Source organism: Streptomyces filamentosus (genome assembly GCF_014654895.1).
Classification (GTDB): domain Bacteria; phylum Actinomycetota; class Actinomycetes; order Streptomycetales; family Streptomycetaceae; genus Streptomyces; species Streptomyces filamentosus.
Window position 1 is genome coordinate 1,694,919 of record NZ_BNBE01000002.1, and the last position, 19,663, is coordinate 1,714,581.

Sequence of the window (19,663 nt, forward strand, 5' to 3'; positions counted from 1 at the left end):
GGTACAGCCTGCCAGCGCCGGAGGGGCCGTGCGCGCTTCTTATCCGAACTCGGGATTGCTGGACCGGTGCGGAGTTCCAGCTCCTGCGCCCGGCCGGGCCTGGCGTCGCGCAACAGTGACCGTGCACCTGCGCTGATCCACTGCCGGTGTGAGCTCCGCTGAGCACCTGGGCGCGGCTCCGCATCACCGCGGCGAAGCGCGGAGAGTGGGTCACGCGGCGTTCTTGTCACTCGATCGGGTCCGCTTCGCGGCATTTCACGCGGTGAGGCCAGCCGGCACGGCAAACTCCGACCTGTCGTATGCCCTTGTGCGCAAGGGTGTGGTGGTTGAGGGGAGTTCGTCTGCTGTGGGTTCCTACCGCCTGATCGATTACGCGGCGGTGTTCGAACCCGCTGATCCTCCGCGTTCGGGCCGGATGGTGTTCTTCAGGCCCGTGGCATCGATGGGGTCGCCTGAGAAGGTGGCCGTTCCTGAGGGCGCCGTGCTCGGAGAGCGAGAGACGACGGTGGTGCGGGCGCGCCGTGATGGGGTCCGCTCTGCCCGGGCGCCGTACTGGTGGATGCCTCTGGACATCGCATTGCCGGTCCTCGCGCGCAGCCGTCTCGACGCGGAAGGCGAGGAGAGCTGCCAGTTCTGGGGGGCAGCCTCGCTGTTCGCCCTCCAACTACTGGCGCGCGGCCGGCTGAGCCCGAAGGTGACGGCATCGGGCTTCGATGCCTGGCACAGCGCCGCTCATCTGCCCGATGAGGAGGAGCACTTCGGAGTCCTCGCCGAGGCGATGCCTCCGCAGGCCCGTGCTCTGCCGTTCGGTGCGAACAGCTATCCGCCGTCCGTTCCGAAGCGCTCGTCCCTGCTCGGCGCCTTCCTCGACGCGGTCGCCGACTCCTTCGCGCGTCCCCCGGACGGCTCAGGTCCGTATGCGGCCCGCGCTCCGCAGCACGTTCCGCACCTGGTGCTGAGAGCGGGAGGAGGGCCGACCACTGCGCCGGTCAGTGTGCAGATCTCCCTGCGGCTGGAGATCGAGGACGCGGGGGACTCCGGCGTACGGGCCGTCGTCCAGGTGCAGGACGTCGACCCGCCGCGGGACCTGGTGGACGCCGGCGCTTTGTGGCGCCGTCCGGCGCCGCCGGGATCGTCGGACGCGGCCCGGCAGGAGGGCACGATGGTGGCCCTCCGCGGTGCCGCGCGCGCGTGGCCGCCGCTGGAGCGCCTGTTGGACTCGCCCGTGCCGGATGTGCTAGAGGTGCGCGCCGAGGAAGTCGACGACCTCTTCGGTGATGCGGTGGACGACCTGGTCGCAGCGGGCTGCGCGGTGCACTGGCCCCGGGATCTGGTGCGCTCCCTGACGGTGCGGGCGGTCCTGGGGCCGAAGAAACCGGGCGCCGCGCCGTCCGGCCGGCTGAGCCCGGAGGCGCTGCTGGATTTCCGCTGGCAGGCGGCGCTCGGGGAGGACGGGGACCTCACCGATGGCGAGATGGACCGGCTGGCGGAGGCGAAACGCCCCTTTGTGCGGCTGCGCGATCAGTGGGTACGGGTCGACGCGGCCGTCCTGCGCAGGGTCCGCCGCCGGAAGATGGCCGACCTCGCCGGCTTCGATGCCGTCGCGGCGGCGCTGATCGGCCAGGCCGAAGTGGAGGGCGAGGTGATCGAGGTGGAGCCGGCCGGGTGGCTCGCCACCCTGCGCACCGTGCTCACCAGCCCGGTCATCGAGACGGCACCCCCCATGGCTTTGGCCGGCACGCTGCGCCCCTACCAACGGCACGCCCTGTCCTGGATGCAGCAGCTCACCTCGAACGGACTGGGCTGCTGCCTCGCTGACGACATGGGCCTGGGCAAGACGATCACCCTGATCGCGCTGCACCTGACCCGGCAGGAGTCCGGAGCGACTCGCGGGCCGACGCTGGTGGTCTGCCCGGCTAGCCTCCTGGGGAACTGGGAACGCGAGATCGGTCGTTTCGCTCCCTCGACGGGCGTACGCCGCTTCCACGGCCCGGGCCGCACCCTGGCCGGCCTCGATGAGGACGGCTTCGTCCTGACTACCTACGGCACCGCTCGGCTCAGTACCGAACAGCTCGCCGGCGTGGACTGGTCGCTGGTGGTCCTGGACGAAGCCCAGCACGTCAAGAACGCCACCTCCTCCACCGCTCGCGCCCTGCGGAACATCCCTTCCCGCGGCCGCGTCGCGCTCACCGGCACGCCGGTCGAGAACGACCTCTCCGAACTGTGGTCGGTGCTCGACTGGGCGACCCCCGGGCTGCTTGGCCCGCTGAAGGCGTTCCGGGCTCGTTTCGCCAAGCCGATCGAGACACACCGCGACCCGGCTGCCACCGCTCAGCTGGCGACACTGATCCGACCGTTCGTGCTCCGGCGCCGCAAGAGCGATCCCGGGATCGCGCCGGAGCTTCCCCCCAAGACCGAGACCGCCCAGTACGCGCGCCTGACCCGCGAGCAGACCATGCTGTACGAGGCCGTCGTACGCGAGACCATGACGAAGATCGAGGCCGCCGAGGGCATGGCCCGCCGCGGCCTGGTCCTCAAGCTCCTCACCTCGCTACGGCAGGTCTGCAACCACCCGGCCCAGTACCTCAAGGAGGCCGACACCAGGCGGCTCGCCGGCCGCTCGGGAAAACTCGACCTCTTCGACGACCTGCTCGGCGTCATGCTCGCCGAGCAACAGTCGGTGCTGGTCTTCACCCAGTATGTCGAGATGGTCCGCTTGGTTTCCGCCCGCCTCACCCAGCAGCACGTGGACCACCGCACTCTCCACGGCGGCACGCCGGTCGCCAGCCGACCCGCCCTCGTCGACTCCTTCCAGAACGGCGACTTCAAGGTGTTCCTGCTGTCACTGCGAGCCGCCGGCACCGGCCTGACCCTCACCCGGGCCCAGCACGTGATCTTCCTGGACCAGTGGTGGAATCCCGCTGTCATGGACCAGGCCGCCGACCGCGCCTACCGCATCGGTACTCGCCATCCCGTCCAGGTTCACAGCCTGATCAACGAAGGAACCGTCGAGGAACGGATCGCCGAGCTCCTGGCCGCGAAGAAGGACCTCGCCGACTCCGTCCTGTCCGACGTGAGCAGCGGCCTGACCGAGCTGAACGACGAGCAGCTCTTCGACCTGATCGCCCTCAGGAGCAGCAGGTGACCCTCACCGACCACAACCCCTACCGCATGCGGTTCACCCCGTTCGCCCCGCTCCCGGACGAGCAGCTGTGCGAGGGCGTCGGCGGCCGTCTCTGGCTGGAGGCGCTCTCGCCCCGCGCCAAGGGCTCCACGAAGAGCCCGTTCGGCTGGGCCCGCGCGTACGCCCGCACCGCCGCGGTGACCCACCTCGTGATCGAACCCGGCGCCATCCGGTGCTGGATCAACGAGAACACCCACCCCGCGCCGTCCGCGCGCTCGTATACCCCTCAGCCCTGCCCGACGATCCACATCCCGGTCCTGGACCACGGGCAGTGGCGCGACCTCACCGTGATCACCCGCCACCTCGCCGACCAGCTCGCGCGCCTGCCCGCCGAGCACGTCCTCCAGGAGCTCACCCGCACGGGCGTCCGCAACGGCATCCGCCTCCTGCCGACCCTCGACGAGTGCCGTGCCTCGTGCAGTTGCTCCAGCCGCAGGGCCCTGTGCAAGCACGCCGCCACGGCCCTTCTCCAGGCCGCCCGCTGCCTCGACGCGATGCCTCTCGTCCTGCTGCTTCTCCGCGGCCGTGCCCCGGTCGACTTCTTCGCCGGCCTCCAGAACGCCGATCATCCCAGCCTGCGCAGTCACGGGCTGAAGAGCCTGCCGCTCCCGCCGGTCACCTCTGCTCAGACCGTCTTCGACGAGTGGGAGCGCACTGCCCGTCCACCCCTTCCTCCGGTGTGGCCTCCTCCCGAGCAGCCGGCCACACCGGTGCTCCCTGATGTCGGTGGGCTCGACGGTCAGACCCTTGCCGGACTCGCTGCCGAGTCTGCCCAGCGCGCCCACTCTCTTCTTCACGCCCTCACCCAGACCGACACCACGACGACGTCGGCGGCGGGCATCCCCGCTGAGGCCGAACTGAACGGCACTTCACCAGTCTCACGCCACATCCCCCACATCCCGCTGCAGCAGCGCTTCCAAGAGCTCCAGAAGGCCACCGGAATGACCAAGGCGGAACTCGCTCAAGCCGTCCGCGACTGGGGCCTCGGCGGCTGACCTGGCATCTGGATCTCCCGACCATCGGTACGGCGTCGACGTTTGGCGCTGCCGTTTCACCGGCTGGGCGCAGACGTCTCGCGGCCTCGCCCCAACCCGCCATACCGCCGGCCGTTCGGACTGCTGCACCGCGCCACATCGCCGGCTGTCGCTCGCCGGAGAGCCGGTACCCATGGGCGAAGGCTGAGCGGGAGCCGGCCGGCCATGTGCAGGTCCTGGAAGCAGTGGTCATCCGTACACCGCCTCGGGCGATCCGTTGCCGGACCATGATGGGGTGGGCCAGGTCGGGCGGTACGGGTCGTCGACGATCCACCCATGCCAGGCCGGGTCGCGGAGCTCTCCGGTGTTCTCGTCGACCACGCCCTCGGGCACCAGCCGCAGCCGCGCCCGTCCGGTCCGGTGACGCTCGACGGCGCGCTGTGCGCGCGCGGTGAGCCATTCCCGGTAGTAGCGCCGCTGATCGCCGTGGCGTTTGCGGCGCCGCTCCCCCAGGCCCGCGGTGCCGCGGTCGCGAGCGACTTGCCGAAGCTGGTCGGGGTCAGGGCGAAGGCCTCCGTCGCCGGCAAGGTGGCGGGGCAGGTAGACCAGGCCGTCGGCTTCCTCGGCCAGACCGTCCTCGACAAGCTTGTCCACGCGGCGGCGGACTGTGGTGCGGTGCAGGCCGGTCACCGCGGCCAGGTGCACGATGTCGAGGCCGTCAAGCGGGTCGAGGGCGGCGAGGATCCGGGCGCCGGACGTGCCGTGGGCGTAGTGGTGACAGGCGTCCGAGCCCATCACCGTGCCCAGCGCGCGGGTGCTGACCTCCCGATCCGTGTGCGCCTCCGGGACACCCTCTGCCCCCCTCTCCCCCGGAGCTGAACGGTGTCCCGGGCGCGCACAGGACTCTTCGGCTTCTCCTGGGATCTGCAGGGACCAGGTCGAGCTGCGCTCACCGGCGCCGGCCGTGACCAGGGACAGCCACCCGGCGGCGCGGAGGCGGGCGTTGCTGGCTTCCACGGTCGAGCGGGCGCAGCCCATCAGCTCGGCCAGCTGCCGCACCGACACCTCGTGCTCGAGTCCGCCGGCCTCTTCAGCGAGCTGCAGCCGCGCGGTGAGGTTCTTCTGATCCGTGCCACCGCGGAGCCCCGGCCACACAACGGCCTCAACGGCGGCTCGAAGGCGGGCGATCGCCACCATGGCATCGGCCCGGCACACGATCGCCCCCGAGGTGCCGACGAACACGCGCGCCTTGTCGAGCATTCCGGCGAGTTTGCCCTCGGCGTACCGCTCGCCCTTGCGTGAACGCAGTGACCGCGCCCAGGTGCCGCCTGCGGTCGGGCGCAGCACCAGCGCCTCCCACCACTGCGCGAAGGTCCACTCCCGGCCGGGCTGGGACACCGCGACCGCCAGGGCCATCGTCAACCGGTACCCGGAATCGGCGGCCGTCCTGCCCGCGTAGCGGCCCTCGGTGTCGCCTTCCAGCAGCAGTCGGCGCGCCCTCCCCGAGAGGCCGGGCAACGCTTCCACCCATTCGGTCAACGACGGCCGCCGTACGGGCCGCTGCGCGAGGACGCGTCCGGGACGGTTCATGCCCCCACCCCCGCCAGCTCTCCGCCGATCACCGGCGTGGCCGCGGAGGACGGCCGCCGTACGGACACAGCGCGCTCCCGTGGCGCCGGGCGGATCAGGGCACGAACCTGAGCGGCCGCCTGCGCATGCCAGTCTGGCTCCGCATCCACCTCCGCCAACCGGGCGGACCGCAGCATGCGCAACCGGGCGTCCAGGAGCGTCTGCGCCGTGTTGAACCGCACCCTCTGGGCCGTCTCCTCCGCAACCTCGCGGGCCTCGTCGAGGCTGCCGTGGAGATGGCTGCGCCGCATCTCGGTGGCGAAGACCTTCTCGTACTCGGCCTGGACCGGCGCCTGGTAGGCGAACTTGTTCACCGCCCGCCGCCGCAGGGCGGCCAGCTGGAGTTCCGCGGCCAGCCGGGCCGCGAGCGCCACCGATTCGGGGAAGACGCTGCCGCCCGCAGCCAGCAGATCCCCTACCGCCTGGTCGACCGCGCCACGCATCTCACCCTCGGTCCTGCGAACGACCTCGAGCTGGCGAGCCTCACCGCTCATCCCCCAAGTGGCTACGGCCACGTCGACGGCCTCGGTCACCAGCTCCTCGACGCGCCGCTCATCACGGCACCGGCCGCACATCCCGGCCGACTCCGGCTTCCCGCACACCTCGCACGCGAGCGCCTGCCGCGCAGCCTCCTGAACCACGTACCGATCACGCTGCTCGACCCAAACCCGCTCACGAGCCTTCCTCTCCTGGAGAGCCTGCTCATGGCGGACTGCCGCAAAAGCGGCCTCCTGGTGCCAGCACGCGTTCAGCTCCGCCTCGAACGCAGACCGGTCGACCCGCCCACCGGTCAAGGCCGTGGTGGCCTTGGTGAAGGCGCGGGCCCGCAGCGCTCGTCCGTCCAGGACCAGCATCTGGCACGCGGTGCAGTCGGCCCGGGTATCCATCCGCCGCCCGTCGTCGCACCGGCGATCGGGGCACACCGACCGGCGTGGCAGAGCACGGCCGACCAGCCAGCCCACCGGGTCGTTGATGGGCACCGTGCCCTGCTCGGCCAGCCGGCGCTTGAACCTCTCCCGCAGGATCCGCTCGGCATCCACCTCCGGCCCGCACGCTCCCGAGATCTCGTAGAGCTGGGCCCGCACCACCTTCGTTACGTACCGCCGAGTCGTCAGCCGGTCCAGCCGCCCCCACACCATGGCCACCGGCTCCAGCACGCGCTCCAGCCCCTTGGGCACCTGAGCCCACACAGGCGGCGGCCCACCCGACACAGCCCTCCATGCCTGGAGAGTCCACACCGCAGCCGACGCCTCCGACTCCCTCTCCGCCAGCAGCAGATCCGGGTTCTCCCCGCGCAGCGGGCCATCCTCACCGCCGACGACCGACACGTCACCCTGAAGATCGGGCTCCGATGCCGGGGAGTTCCCGTCCTCGCACGTGCGTACCGGCTGACGGCAGTACCCCGACGCGGCTTCGCCGGAAAACCCAAGACCACCAGCACCTTCACCACATACATCAGCCACAACCGCGTGATCGGTGTGAGAGTCTGCAGCAACACGACTTGCCTCGAACGTCTCAAAGACGCTCTGACCTGCGAAAAGATCGATCTCAACGTCGTCGAGATCTCTGGGTGCAGTTCCGGAAGATTCCTCGGCCGTCTCCAGATCATCCCAGGACATCTGCCGCCAGCCATCTCCCTCCACCACAAGCTCGTCACCGACACCCTCGTGGCAGGCACACTGCGCATAACCCGCCGCATCATCAGCAGTCACCAGACCCGGTGAGGCGGAACTCGCGAGGTCAGCAGCATCCTGAACTGCGGCCGCGGAGCTGTGCGCGGCCGCCACGGCCGGCAGCCGGAGCTCGCTTGCAGCACCTGTCACGACTCCAGAAGCTCGAAGCCGCTCCAACACCGCCGCGGCCACGGGCACGCTGCATCCGAGCATCCGCGCCAGTGTCACGGCCGCGCGACCGTAACGAGCCACCGACTTCGCCAGCGGACCGCCCACCAACGGCACCCGACCATCTGGCCGCGCATGCAGAGCCAACAGGACCAGAGCCAGGCGATCTGAAGCCGCCCCCCTCCCCCGATGCTCAACCAGTAGACCTGGAGGCGTGGCACACCTCTCACCCCAACCCGGTGCGAATAGGCCCTCCACAAACCGCAGAAGCGTCGCCAACTCCACCTTCGACAACGCCAACGGCGCACCAACGTCCCCCCGGACCTCCCACAGAGGCTCCACCCGGTACTCGACACCGGTTGGCAGACCGTCGCTGCCCCGCAGTACACGCGAGGCGACAGCATCAACCTCGCGGAGAACGCTGAGCACTTCATGATCGACCGTCGACTTCGACACACCGAGCCACCGGCCCAACTCACGTGCCGTGATCTCAACACGGCATCTGCCGTGGCTGGCCTTCGCCATCAGCACCAGGATGCCGAGACGCACAACATCCTTACGACCGATGAGCTTGGGATCGGTAAGCAGAGCGCGGACGGCCGTCAACAGCCGGACCTGCATCCCGCGCCCAAGCCGTAGGGCGGATTCCGGTCGAGCGGCCAGCTGGAGCTTCCCAGACCAAGCGCCGGAATGCGAAGGCTGCGATGCTGGGTACTGAGACGTTTCGGAGGGGCTTCGGCCTGCTTTAGGCATGACTGAGCCGCCCCTCGTGCGGGTAGCTATGATCTGCTCCAGTCGAGGAGGTACGAGGGAAACCCTCATCGCCGACCGGCACCGCCTGCGGAGGTTGGGAGGCCGGATGCGCGACGGGTATTCAGCTAGGGATGGGGAGCGAAGCTCACCTCCTCGACGTGACTGGCCCGGGATTGAGGAGTCCCGGGCCAGTTCTGTGCATGATTCGGGTCGATCTCGACCGAGTTACCTGAGATGTGACGGCGATGTCACGCGTCAGCCTTCTCTGAGGTCTCGCTTGCGAGAAGACGCTGACTCGGTAGCTCGTTGAACCACCGACCCAATGGCGCGTAGTAGAACGGTTGTTCGGCCAGCTTGAAGAACGCCAAGGCCTTGGGTCCTGGGCCGGAGACGAGTTCGCACCCCGTCTGGTGAACGAAGAGGCCAGTGTCGTCGTGCATATCGTCTGGAAGCGCTGCTCGAGCGGTCTCGATCGTTATGGCTTCCCATACCCGCAGGCCCTGGTCCTTGTTCGCCGGCCGGCGCTCCTCAGGCCAGACGAGGCGTTTCAAGGCCCCGTAGAGGCGCACAAGAACAATGTCCGTTTCCACGGTGTGCTGAGCATCGATCACTCCTTCCTCTGCGGCATCTCGGGCCACCTTGGGCAGGACATGTGCTTCCTGGGCCAGGGCGCGGAGTGACCAACCGCTGGGCGCCGTGCTCATGAACAGTCCTCGCTTTCAATCAAGAGCATCCTACTCGCCGATCAGGCATGGAGTGGTAATGACAGAACCACCGTGTGTCGGATCTTCAGATCAGTTACCCCGGCACTCGCGCGCAAAATCAGCTCAAACCTGCATAGATGGTGCGGTCGCGATGTGAATGCTTGGGAGTGTCAGAGGCGCGTTGGACCTGGGGTGAGAGTGACAGTGCCATAGCGAGTGATGCTGGGGAGACGGTCGATAGGCGGCGAAGAAGTCCGGAAGAGCGCCAGGCGATGTGTATCGACGCATGCAAGGTCGGATGACTTAGTGCGTGCGTGGAAGTATGTGAATAAGTGAGCAGATGGCAGCAGGGGTGGCCCGACCTTCTGGGTCGGGCCACCCCTGCTGAGTAACGTTTACCGAGTGGGGAGGAAGGGCCCCTCCCTGTCGGCATCATCAAGGAAGCGATCCACCGCTGCCGAGACGACGTCGAGGATGAGACCTCCGCTTCCGGCGCCGCGCTGACCGCGCAGATGACGCTTGAGCCCCTTGAGGAACTTATACATCTCGGGCGATACACCGGCCTGGATGCTTACACCAGGCGGGTGCTCGCCGGACCACCTGTCGATGAGCCACTCGTTGGCCATGGCCGCAAGCTCCTCGGGACTCTTGTCCTTCACCAACTTCAGTGCGGCGTCGAGGTAGTGCCCAGGCATGAGATTGCGCTCGGAAGACAGCGCATCATCATCAGCCTTGTTGAGGAGCCGCGTCTTGGTCTCTCCCTCGATGCGGCCAGACCAGGTGGGCCAGTCACGGGCTGTCCTGTGCTTTATGAACGAAGCCAATACGGCGGCCTGCATCGGAGGCTTCGTGTCGGCAGCCTTCTTGCGAGTGCGTGCCCTCAGCGCCGACTCTGCCGAAGATCTGGAACCATCGTTTCGGCGGCGGCTCCCAGATGGCGGCATCACTGCAGCCTGCAGTCGGTCAGGTGCTGAGGCCACCTCCGCAGATTCGCTGGCAGGGCTTGCCTTGAGGGCCTGGGTCTCGGCCTCGGCCTGGGTCTCGGCCTCGACCTGGGTCTCGACCTGGGTCTCGGCCTCGACCTCGACCTGGTCCTGGGTCTCGGCCTCGGCCTGGGTCTCGGCCTCGGCCTGGGTCTCGGCCTGGGTCTCGGCCTGGGTCTCGGCCTCGGCCTGGGTCTCGGCCTGGGTCTCGGCCTGGGTCTCGGCCTGGGTCTCGGCCTGGGTCTCGGCCTGGGTCTCGGCCTGGGTCTCGGCCTGGGTCTCGGCCTGGGTCTCGGCCTGGGTCTCGGCCTGGGTCTCGGCCTGGGTCTCGGCCTGGGTCTCGGCCTGGGTCTCGGCCTGGGTCTCGGCCTGGGTCTCGGCCTGGGTCTCGGCCTGGGTCTCGGCCTGGGTCTCGGCCTGGGTCTCGGCCTGGGTCTCGGCCTCGGTCTCGGCCTCGACCTCGACCTGGTCCTGGGTCTCGGCCTCGGTCTCGGCCTCGACCTGGGTCTCGGCCTCAGTCTCGACCTGGGTCTCGGTCTGGAGGATGGCTTCGTTCTCACGAGACAGGAACGGTGAGGGAACGAGATGCCGGGCCTCAGGGGCGCCCGATGCCAACACCGGCAGCCCGGGAGTGCCGGCGTCGTCCCCATCGTTCGACTCAGGAGAGTAGTTGTCGAGCGAGAGGCTGGGCGGCACGATGGCTGTAGCCGCACCCTCTCGTCGCTCGGACTCGGCAGCGTCGTCTCCCAGGAATCCCCCCTCAGTGGCGTCGTTGCCGACGTGCTCGATGGCGCTGAAGTCGAAGGCGCGCGCCTTACCGCGCCCCTTCCTCCGGGAGGGCTTTGCCGTTGACTCCTCCGACGAAGATGTCATGACAGGCCTCGAATCCGGTCGATGATCTCGACGGTGAGGTCTTCAAACCAGCCGCTTGCGGCGTAGCTGGGCTCATCAATGACGATGGGCCGACTGATGCCGTATGAAGCGGAGATCTGCGGGCTCGTCCTGATTTCCTTCGTGAAGGGTGCGAGGTCGTGCTTGTTGAGGAAGGTGTCAACGGCGTCTGCTTCGTCAGTGCGCTTCGACGGAGGCTGGGCCTCGTTGATCACAGTTCCGAGGAAGACGGGGCGGCAGGCGCCTCCCGTGCGCTCTGGGACCTTGGCCACGTTGTTTCGAACCACGCGCGCCCCGTCCGCCGTTGCGAGCCGCGGGTTGCAGACGGCGATCACGTAGTCGCCGGCAGCAAGGGCCACGGAGGCTAGGGCGTCGGCGGAGGGCGGGGTGTCGACGATGATGAAGTCGAAGTCGTCCTGCAGCGTGAGAAGGAGATGGCGAAGGCTTGACACCGCCTCCCAACCTCGCTTGGCAATTTCGGTGCGAGCGCGGTCAGTTACGTTCATCACCGAGCCGATGACGCTGAGCGTGCCGGGGTTCTCGAAGTCCTTGAGTAGGACGCTCCTGTCCGCCATGCGGCTTCCCAGGGGCGTCATGCTTGCAAGATCGTCTGCATCGACCGCATCGATGTAGTCGAGCAGGGCGCTCCCGATGTCCTGAGGCTTACGCGCGAACGCGCCCAAGGAAACACCTAGCTGACCCTGGAGCTCAAGGTCGACCATGCCAACGCGGGCTCCCCCGCTGGCAAGACTTGAACCGATGTTGGCGGACGTCGTGGTTTTACCCACTCCACCCTTTTGGCTGGCGAGGACGATGACCTTCATGGGTGCCTTTCTCCCATCCCCCTAGATGCCTCGCCCTAGCTGTTCGCTTCCTGCCGACGTCGATGGGGGTTGGGACTGACAGATTCACGGTGACGGCCAAAAGGTTAACAGCAGTAGGGGTGCGCTCCGCATGGAAGCTGGGACTTTCAGCGTGTCGGTTGCCGGTTCCTTGGGATTGGCCGAGCCTGTCAGACTCGCACCCGCGTGAACTGCGTGCCTTAATGTCGGATTTGCGATTTTGGTCGCTTTTCGCGATTCCGAGTCGTTGCGGCGGAAAGCGATGGTTGCTGAGAGCTCGCACGGACGGGTGAGGCCGGCTGCTTGTGGGCTCGGGCTGGGGAGTGGCGGGTTGTTCGGTGGTGGCGGCGGGTGGGAGCTCGCGCTGAACGGTGACACGCCTGTGGTGAGGCCGGCTGCTTGTGGGCTCGGGCTGGGGAGTGGCGGGTTGTTCGGTGGTGGCGGCGGGTGGGAGCTCGCGCTGAACGGTGACACGCCTGTGGTGAGGCCGGCTGCTTGTGGGCTCGGGCTGGGGAGTGGCGGGTTGTTCGGTGGTGGCGGCGGGTGGGAGCTCGCGCTGAACGGTGACACGCCTGTGGTGAGGGTGTGCCTTTGTGCTACGAGGCCTACGTAAGCGGGCGGTTGCCGCTGCCAGGTCGCATGCCTGGTGACGCGTGCATGTTGTGGCGCATTTGCGCGGAAGGTCGCAAAGCAGTGAGACCTTGCGAGAGTACGGCTCTAGGTATGGGCCGGAGTGCTAACGCAAGAGAGCATGGTTCGAGGCGAGAGCGCTCGTCTATAAGCATCGAGGTCTTGGTGAGAGTAGTTCAATGCGAGAGGTCGGTTGCATCAAGAGGTGGGTGGTCGACTGTGCGCGCCGATAGAAGCAAGTGGCTAAGGGGTAGAGCGCGCGCGGGGTGTTGCAGGTTGGACATGGTGGGCGCAAGCGAGTTTGAAGAGAAGTCTGACTGATTATGTAAGCGCAAGCAAGCGAGCGAGACGTAAGGCAAGCAAGTGGGCCTGCAAGTGAAGAGTGACGTAAGTAATAGCGCAGGAGAGAGAAGTAGCAAGGACTGAAGGAGGTGGTGAATTGGGTAAGAGACGTTGCGTTGAAGTCCGAATGTGCACGAGAGGCGAGGGGAGTGAGCGTGCAAATGAGTAGAAGTGTAATAGTGAAGTGAAGTACATGAAGAAGCAAGAGTGAAGGTGGAGACTGTCGCAAGTTTAGAAGTAAGGAAGGTCAGGAGGGAGAGAGTGTACGTGAAAGTAAATAGTGGGCACTGCAAGTGACAAAGCGTGATACGGAAGAGGTTAGAAGGCATGGAAGAGTAAAAGTCTGCACATTGGCGTGCAGGGGTGCGTGCGTGAAAGTATGTGAACTTGTGAATCAGGAGATGGATCGAGTGTGCGGCATGACCCGATGGAAGCGAAGCGATGACGCCCGTGCGGCTCGGCGCGAAAGCGCAAAGGTGCAGGCAAAAGGATGTGTGCGCCCGCATGAAGGGGTGCGTGCGTGAAAGTATGTGAACATGTGAGCGCGTGTGCTGGTTGCTTCGGGTGGCAGTCTGTCCGCCGACGCCCCGCGCCCGCCTGGCGGATCTCCAGGCTGAGTCGGCCGCGCACGGCAAGACCTACTCCGCAGTCGCCAGGGCGAGCGGGTCGAGCCCGGCGAAGTGGTAGTTGATGAAAGAGATCAGAATGGAGAAGATAGCCGCCCGCCGGGCGGGATGCTGCTGCCCGAGTTGAGCCCATGCGCGCTCAGGCTCCCCGCGCATGCCCATCCGGATGACGTCGCACGCCAGCGTCATCATCGGATCGCCAGCGGCACTTCCTACTGGCACGACTTGACCATCAGGCCGGGTATCACCAGCCAGCATCCGGCCGGCCACCTCAAACGCGGCCCGCATCTCCGTCTCATCGCCCCGCACGAGATTCAGCAGCGACGCGGTGCTCTCCTTCCGCCCGGTCACGGGGTCCACGGAGGCCATCCGGCACATCACCGCAGCCACCGCCTGATGGGCCGGGACCACGGCCGCGGCTGCGGCAGCCGCCTTCAACTCGCTCATCTGCTGTTCGGTCAGGTCGGGCATGCACGCACCCTACGGTCAGGCGCCACCGGCCCGCGCCGTGGTGCCACAAGCGTCACCTGAACGAATAGCCCCCCGGCGCCAGCCACCCCACCGCTTCAACATGCGGCCACCGCGCATCGAGGAGACTGTGCAGCCTGCCTCGAGCGAACCTACGAAGGGTGGTGCACGGGCAAACCGACCGCGTACGCGGGACAGGTTGCGGCCACGCGCGATGAACGATCTAGCAGAGACCGCTTCCTGGACTGGTGGAGATCAGATCCCGCGCGCTTTCTCGGGGAAGCACCCGGTGCACCACCGCTGTCCTTCTTCCAGGGTGTGCTCTCCGCGCACCTGGCGCTTCTGTCCTGGGACGTGGATGCCGTCCTCGGGGCCGTTGCTGCACGACAGGCGCTGGTAGTCGTTCTCGATCGGGCCGACGGCCTGGTGCACGACGCGCTCATCCTCGCGGGGGTCTGTAGCCCGTACACGTTCACTGATAATCCACATTTTGAGCTCCTTTTGCCGCGCAAGACGACAGTGACTCTCGTCGGTGTGACGCCCTGCATATCGTCTATAGGCCCCGTGTGCCTAGCATGTCCGCTAGACAAGACCGCTTGCGGCGCGCCCATGTCAGAGAGAAGGCAGCGCAGGGCGTTCGCCGTCCGGGTCACAGGCTGAGTCGGCCGGGGTATGGCAGCGTCAGTCCCCATCCGCACCGCGAAGCTGGCCGGGAAGAGGAGGCCCGGCTGTGGCGCACCCGGGCCCGCCGGATCCTCAAGGACGGCCGTGCCGTTCGTCGCGGGCGGAGCGTACGGGCCGCCTCGGCCGGGCTGCCCACCCTCGGCCGCCGCCCCTGAAGTCCGCGCGCGGTGCGACCGGTCAGGTGGCGGGCGTGGCCTTGACGATGCGTACGGGTTCGCCGTCGAGCAGCACATCGTCGATGAAGTCGTCGGTGATCTGGGTGTCCTCGTCCGTGGGGAAGCCGCGGGTGAGCGCCAGGGTGAGGTGGGAGTCGCGGAGCGCGGCGCGGATCCGCCCCGGCAGGTCGGCGTAGTCGGGGGTTTCGGCGGGGTCCACGGCGATGTTCAGGGTCGCCTCGCGGGGGGCGTCGATTCCGGTGACGCGGGTGTCGGCGGCCGCGTTGAGGCCCGCCCCCTTCAGGGCGCTGCGGGCGGAATCATGCAGGGCGACCGCGCTCAGGTACTGGACGACCTGGTCCCGGCTGAAGGCCGGCGCGAAGGAGTTGGAGAGCATCCTTGCGGACGTGCCGCTGCGGAACTCCCTGGTGAGGATGTCGATGAGCGCGTTCCTGCTGGAGGTGAAGTTGTCGAGCTCGGTGCGCAGTTCACTCCTGATTTCCATGGGACCAGCCTAGCGGGTGTACTGAATTCAGTGCACCCGTAATTCAGTGCACGGGCGGTGCCCAGCGGGACTCCCGGGCACCACCGTTCCGGAGAGGCTCCGTGCGTCGCCCCGTCTCCCCGTCGCCGGGCCCCGGGCCCGTCGGGGCGCTCTGCCGGCCGGTCGACGTCGTGGCCGCCCCGCGCGGCGCGGTCGGGTCTACCCAGCCCAGGGGAGGTCGTCGCCGGTGCCGTCGAACAGGCGGTGGAACAGGTCCATGCGGCCCGCGGCGTGCTTGGCCGTCCCGTAGGCCTCCGTCGCGACACCGATCCGGCGCATGGCGTCGTCGTCGACGAGGGCGTCGGTGAAGGCCGGCCCGGGCGGGAAGAGCCGGTCGGCGTCCTCGTCCTCCCGGCGCAGCCGGGCGAGGTTGGCGTCCTGGACGCGGGCGACGGCCGCTTCGTGTGTCAGCGCGGCGGCGTCCCGCGCGGGATCGTACCGGCCGTCGGAGGTGTTCACCCGGTCACGGTAGCGGCCGGCCTCGCAGGTGCTCACCGCGCGCGTCCTGGGAGTAGTCACCCGGTTCGCCCCCGGGTGCCGGCTCGTTCGCTCTACGGTGCACCGGTGGACACCGAGATGCCGCCGACCGGCGGCCGACCAGCCCTGACCGAGCTGCCGCAGGCCGACGACGTGCTGGCCGCGGCCCTGAAGGCCCAGGGAGAGCCGGGCGCGAGGGCGTTGGGGCTGCTGCAGGACGCGCACCGGGCCCTGACCGGGACGGGGCTGGTGCGGCCGGCGGAGGTCGCCGCGGCATGTGTGCGGTCCGCGGCGGACACGCTGCTGAAACTGCCCGGCGCCCCGCAGAGCGTGGGCCTGCAGGCCGCGGCGCAGGACCTGCTGGACGCGGTGGACGCCCTCCGGCCGCCGGCCACCAGCGCCACCGGTGACGTGGGTGCTCCGCCGGACTCGGCGGCGGCGGGCGCGGCGTGGGACCGGGTCGCGGGAGCGGCAACGGTGCTGCGCGACGAGCTGAAGCGCCCGGGCGGCTACCACCGGGGCCGGGCCCGCGGCGTCATCGAGCGGCGGACGGGCGTGACGCTGGGCGCGGCCCAGGAGACGGCACTGGACGTGTGGGGAGTCGTCTACGGGCTGGCGTCGGGCATCCTGCACGGCCGCGCGGCCGGTCCCGACGACGCCGTCCTGCTCTACACCGAACTCCTGCACGCGGCCCGGGAACTGCTGGTCCCGCTGCCCGAGCGCGCCGCCCGGGTCCTTGAGCTCTGCGCCCTGACGCAGCCGGGCGCCGGCGAGGCGGCCGAGCTCGCCCGCTGGGCGGACCCGCGCGCCGAGGCGTACTTCTTCCGCTCCGGCCCGGCGCCGGTGTGGTGGGGCGTCCTGGCCGAGCACGCCCCGCACCTGCTTCTGCCGGACCGGTCGGCCGGCGGGCGGTGGCCGGCCGCGCCGTTCCTCGAGCACGTCGCCGCCGCCGACCCGGACACCGTCCGGGCGTGGCTGGCCGCGCCGGACGACCAGGACCCGGCGCTCACCCGGGCACAGCAGGTGGCTACGGCCGGCCGCCCGGCCCTGGACGCGCTGCTGGGCCTCGCGCTGCGCCACGGCGACGTCGTCGGCGCCGCCTCGGTGCGCGCCGTCCTGGCCGACACCGCGGGGTTGCGCGCCGGCGGGGGAGCGGCGGCGGGGGAGACGCTGCGCCTGGCGGCCCGCTGGGCCCGCACGGTGCCACGGACGGGGCGGACCCGGGACTGGGTCATCGCGGTGGAGGGGCTGCTGGCCGGCGCGGTCGAGGACGAGCACGCCGGGCATCTGTCGCTGCGGGCCGTCGCCGAGCGGGTGGCCGCCGCCGAGACCGCCGCCAAGGAGCAGGCGGCAGCCGGGGATCCGGCCGCCGCCGAAGCGGCGATGGCGGCCGCGCTGGCCCACGAGGAGGTGCTGCGGGAGCAGATCACCGAGGAGACCGCGGCCCGGCTGCCCGGCTCCGAGGTGGCGGCGCTGCTGCGCGAGCTCGCGGTGACCGCCTACCCGGCCGGCCGCGGCAACCCCGCGCACGGGGACGTCGCGATGATCCGGGCGGTACTGGCCGGCCTGCTCGCCCGCGACGTCGCCCTGCTGCCGGCCGCGTCCCGGCCGCTGGTCTTCGGCGGCGACCTCGCCCTGGTGCACGCCGGCGATCCGGCCGCGTACGGCGGACCTCGGCTGGCGCGCACCCTGCTCGACCTGGCCGCGGCCGACGCGGACGCCGGCGTCGCCCTGGGCGTGCGCACGCGCGCCGTGCGCCGGCTGGCCGCCGTCGACGCCCGGCTGTACGACCGCCTGATGGCCGCGCACCTCGCCGCCCGGCCGCCCGCACCCGCGGCCGGCTCCTCCCCGGCGCCCGCCGGCGCTGAAGGCGGTGCCGGGGACGTGAACGAGTGGTGGGAGCAGGCGATCGCGCTCACACCGCGCCTGGTGGCCGCCGGGGCCGCACCGGAGCCGGCCCGCCTGGCCGCTCTGGTCTTCGGCGCCTGCCCGCCCGAGCGCGCCGGGGAGCTGGAGACACGGGTGCGCACCGCGCTCGGCGCGCCCCCTGCGGCCGCCGAGCTGGAGCAGGTCCTTCCCGCCGGCGCCGACCGGGTGGACGGCACCAAGGAGCCGCTCGCCTCGTGGCTGCGGGTGTGGGACTGGTCGCCGCTCCTGCCCGCGCGCGTGCTGGCCGGCTGGGAGCCGCTGCTGGAGCGGGTGCGCCGCCTGAAGCCCGTCGGCCCCGCGGACCCGCGCACCGTCCCCGCGCCGGTGCCGGTCACGGCGACCACCGCCCTGACCGCCGAGGACCTGGCCGAGCCGGCCCAAGCCCGCGGGCCGGCGGCGGCCGCCGCAGAGCTGGCCGCGGCACCGGACGCCGGCGACGGCGGCTACGCGATGGTCCTGCACCACCTCGTCGCCGCCGCCCCGGCCGCCTGGACCGCCGACGTGCCCGCCATCCTGAAAGCCCTCAAGCTGCCGGAGCTCGGCGCGTTCTACCTCGCCGCGGCCGCCGGCCACGCCGACCGCCCCGGCGCCTTCCCCGGCGGAGCACTCGCCGGCGCCGTCACTGCGGCCCTCGGCCTCGTCCGCACCCTCGACCGCCCGGCCACCGCCGACCGCCCGGCGGCCGCCGACCGCCCGGCGGCCGCCGACCGCCCGGCGGCCGCGGGCCGGGCCGCCGGGCGGCTCTTCGCCGACCAGGCCCTGTTCGACCTGCTCACCACCGCCTGGCGCACGGACACCGCCCTGGACGCCGGCCAGGAACAGGAGGCCCTGGCCCGGCTGCACGCTCTGGCGGCCGCCCTGGCCCGGCCCGCACCCGACAGCACCGCCCGCACCGCCCGCACCGCCCGCACCGGACAGGCCGGGGACGACCCGGCCCCCGCCGGCGACACCGCCGGCCCGGACCCGGACCCGGCGGCCGGGAGCCCCGGGGGGCCGGCGCTGCTGGGGTCGGATCCGCGGGTGCGGGCGCTGGGCTGCCTGCTCGAGTACGCCGTCCACCAGGCCCGCGCCCGCGGACAGATGCCGGCCGAGGTCCTCCAGGCGGTGGCCGGCGCGCTGCCCGCGGCCGCCGCCCAGGACGCGGTGGCCACCGCGATCGGCGTACGGCTGCCCGCCCTGCACCGCTACGCCCCCGACTTCACCGCCGTCCACCGCACCGCCCTGTACCGGATCCCGTCGCCCGGGCCCTCGCCGGCCGCGTCGTGGCTGCGCTGGGGACCGCCCAGTGCGCCGCTGCTCGCCGCCCTGGACCGGGCCGACCTGATCGGCGCGCTGCGCGGCGATGCCGGACTGGCGCGCGAAGCCGCCGGCCACACCGCGGCCGCGCTGCTGACCGATCCGGCCCTCCTGGGCGAACCCACTGCCTGGTGGGCGCAGTTGGCCGGCGCCGACGGTGACCAGGGCGCGGCGGCCGCGGCGGCTGCGGTCTCGTGCCTGCTGGAGGCGATCGCCCTCTCCACGCCGCGGACCGGCGCCGCGCGCCCGCTCCCGTCGGCCGAGCAGGCGCGGGTGGGGGCTGCTGTGGACCTGTGGCGTGCCGCGCTGGCCGCCGGACTGCCCCCCGGCGCGCTGGCCGGGGTGGGCGCGTTCGCCGAGACGGCCGTCGACGAGCCGGTGTGGCTGGAGCTGACGCGTTCCAGTGCCGAGCACTCCCCGGCCCTGCAACACGCCGACCTCGTCGCCGAACGCGCCGCCGCCCACCCCGGCAGCCACGACGCCTTGCTGCTCGCCGAGTTGCTGGTCACCCACGCGCCCGGGACATGGACGGACCCGGCTGTACGCGGGCACGCCCGCGCCCTGCTGGACGCGGCGGCCGCCCTGCCCGCGGCCGAACGCCCGGCCGCGTGGCAGGGGTTGAGGAGGGCGCTGGTCAACGCCGGCGACGTCGACGCCGCCCGCCATCAGTAGCCGTCCCTCCCAGGCGCCGAGGAGAGGGAGAGAAGGGAG

General features: G+C 70.3%; 12 protein-coding genes. 3 read left to right on the top strand and 9 right to left on the bottom strand.

Annotated elements, in window-relative coordinates:
* Window positions 1–148 precede the first annotated feature (148 nt).
* A complete protein-coding gene (locus tag IE326_RS26615) occupies window positions 149–3,145 on the top strand; it encodes an SCO1167/SCO6262 family helicase (RefSeq protein WP_373310271.1) in 2,997 nt (998 codons plus the stop codon).
* A complete protein-coding gene (locus tag IE326_RS26620; RefSeq protein ID WP_190043303.1) occupies window positions 3,142–4,179 on the top strand; it encodes an SWIM zinc finger family protein in 1,038 nt (345 codons plus the stop codon). The genes IE326_RS26615 and IE326_RS26620 overlap by 4 nt, the downstream gene beginning before the upstream one ends.
* Window positions 4,180–4,407: 228 nt before the next feature.
* On the opposite strand, the gene IE326_RS26625 is transcribed toward IE326_RS26620, so the two are convergent.
* From IE326_RS26625 to IE326_RS26665, 9 genes are all read right to left on the bottom strand, one after another.
* A complete protein-coding gene (locus tag IE326_RS26625; RefSeq protein WP_190043304.1) occupies window positions 4,408–5,748 on the bottom strand; it encodes a MarR family transcriptional regulator in 1,341 nt (446 codons plus the stop codon).
* Window positions 5,745–8,249, bottom strand: a complete 2,505-nt coding sequence (locus IE326_RS26630) for a hypothetical protein (RefSeq protein ID WP_190043305.1) — start codon at window positions 8,247–8,249, stop codon at window positions 5,745–5,747. Before IE326_RS26630 ends, IE326_RS26625 begins: the two co-directional genes overlap by 4 nt.
* 380 nt (window positions 8,250–8,629) lie before the next feature.
* Entirely contained in the window at window positions 8,630–9,085 is a 456-nt protein-coding gene (locus IE326_RS26635) for a hypothetical protein (protein WP_190043306.1), read from the bottom strand.
* A 395-nt stretch (window positions 9,086–9,480) separates the two neighbouring features.
* Window positions 9,481–10,941 (bottom strand): hypothetical protein, encoded by a 1,461-nt coding sequence (locus IE326_RS26640; protein WP_190043307.1) that lies wholly within the window; start codon window positions 10,939–10,941, stop codon window positions 9,481–9,483.
* A complete protein-coding gene (locus IE326_RS26645; protein WP_190043308.1) occupies window positions 10,938–11,783 on the bottom strand; it encodes a ParA family protein in 846 nt (281 codons plus the stop codon). The genes IE326_RS26640 and IE326_RS26645 overlap by 4 nt, the downstream gene beginning before the upstream one ends.
* Window positions 11,784–13,411: 1,628 nt before the next feature.
* On the bottom strand, window positions 13,412–13,870 hold the full coding sequence (locus IE326_RS26650; RefSeq protein WP_190043309.1) for a hypothetical protein: 459 nt from the start codon (window positions 13,868–13,870) through the stop codon (window positions 13,412–13,414).
* A 252-nt stretch (window positions 13,871–14,122) separates the two neighbouring features.
* On the bottom strand, window positions 14,123–14,299 hold the full coding sequence (locus IE326_RS26655; RefSeq protein WP_190043310.1) for a hypothetical protein: 177 nt from the start codon (window positions 14,297–14,299) through the stop codon (window positions 14,123–14,125).
* A 429-nt stretch (window positions 14,300–14,728) separates the two neighbouring features.
* Entirely contained in the window at window positions 14,729–15,211 is a 483-nt protein-coding gene (locus IE326_RS26660; RefSeq protein ID WP_190043311.1) for a hypothetical protein, read from the bottom strand.
* Between the two features lie 198 nt (window positions 15,212–15,409).
* Window positions 15,410–15,745: a hypothetical protein gene (locus tag IE326_RS26665; protein ID WP_190043312.1), complete on the bottom strand. Its 336-nt coding sequence runs from the start codon at window positions 15,743–15,745 to the stop codon at window positions 15,410–15,412.
* Window positions 15,746–15,814: 69 nt separating this feature from the next.
* On the opposite strand from IE326_RS26665, the gene IE326_RS26670 reads away from it, so the two are divergent.
* On the top strand, window positions 15,815–19,624 hold the full coding sequence (locus IE326_RS26670) for a hypothetical protein (protein WP_229915647.1): 3,810 nt from the start codon (window positions 15,815–15,817) through the stop codon (window positions 19,622–19,624).
* Window positions 19,625–19,663 lie beyond the last annotated feature (39 nt).

What these genes read in the sequence shown, in the direction of transcription:
- IE326_RS26645 (WP_190043308.1), bottom strand. Translation starts at nt 11,783, where the DNA reads ATGAAGGTCATCGTCCTCGCCAGCCAAAAGGGTGGAGTGGGTAAAACC.
- IE326_RS26660 (WP_190043311.1), bottom strand. Translation starts at nt 15,211, where the DNA reads ATGGAAATCAGGAGTGAACTGCGCACCGAGCTCGACAACTTCACCTCC.
- IE326_RS26635 (WP_190043306.1), bottom strand. Translation starts at nt 9,085, where the DNA reads ATGAGCACGGCGCCCAGCGGTTGGTCACTCCGCGCCCTGGCCCAGGAA.
- IE326_RS26650 (WP_190043309.1), bottom strand. Translation starts at nt 13,870, where the DNA reads ATGCCCGACCTGACCGAACAGCAGATGAGCGAGTTGAAGGCGGCTGCC.
- IE326_RS26630 (WP_190043305.1), bottom strand. Translation starts at nt 8,249, where the DNA reads ATGCAGGTCCGGCTGTTGACGGCCGTCCGCGCTCTGCTTACCGATCCC.
- IE326_RS26640 (WP_190043307.1), bottom strand. Translation starts at nt 10,941, where the DNA reads ATGACATCTTCGTCGGAGGAGTCAACGGCAAAGCCCTCCCGGAGGAAG.
- IE326_RS26625 (WP_190043304.1), bottom strand. Translation starts at nt 5,748, where the DNA reads ATGAACCGTCCCGGACGCGTCCTCGCGCAGCGGCCCGTACGGCGGCCG.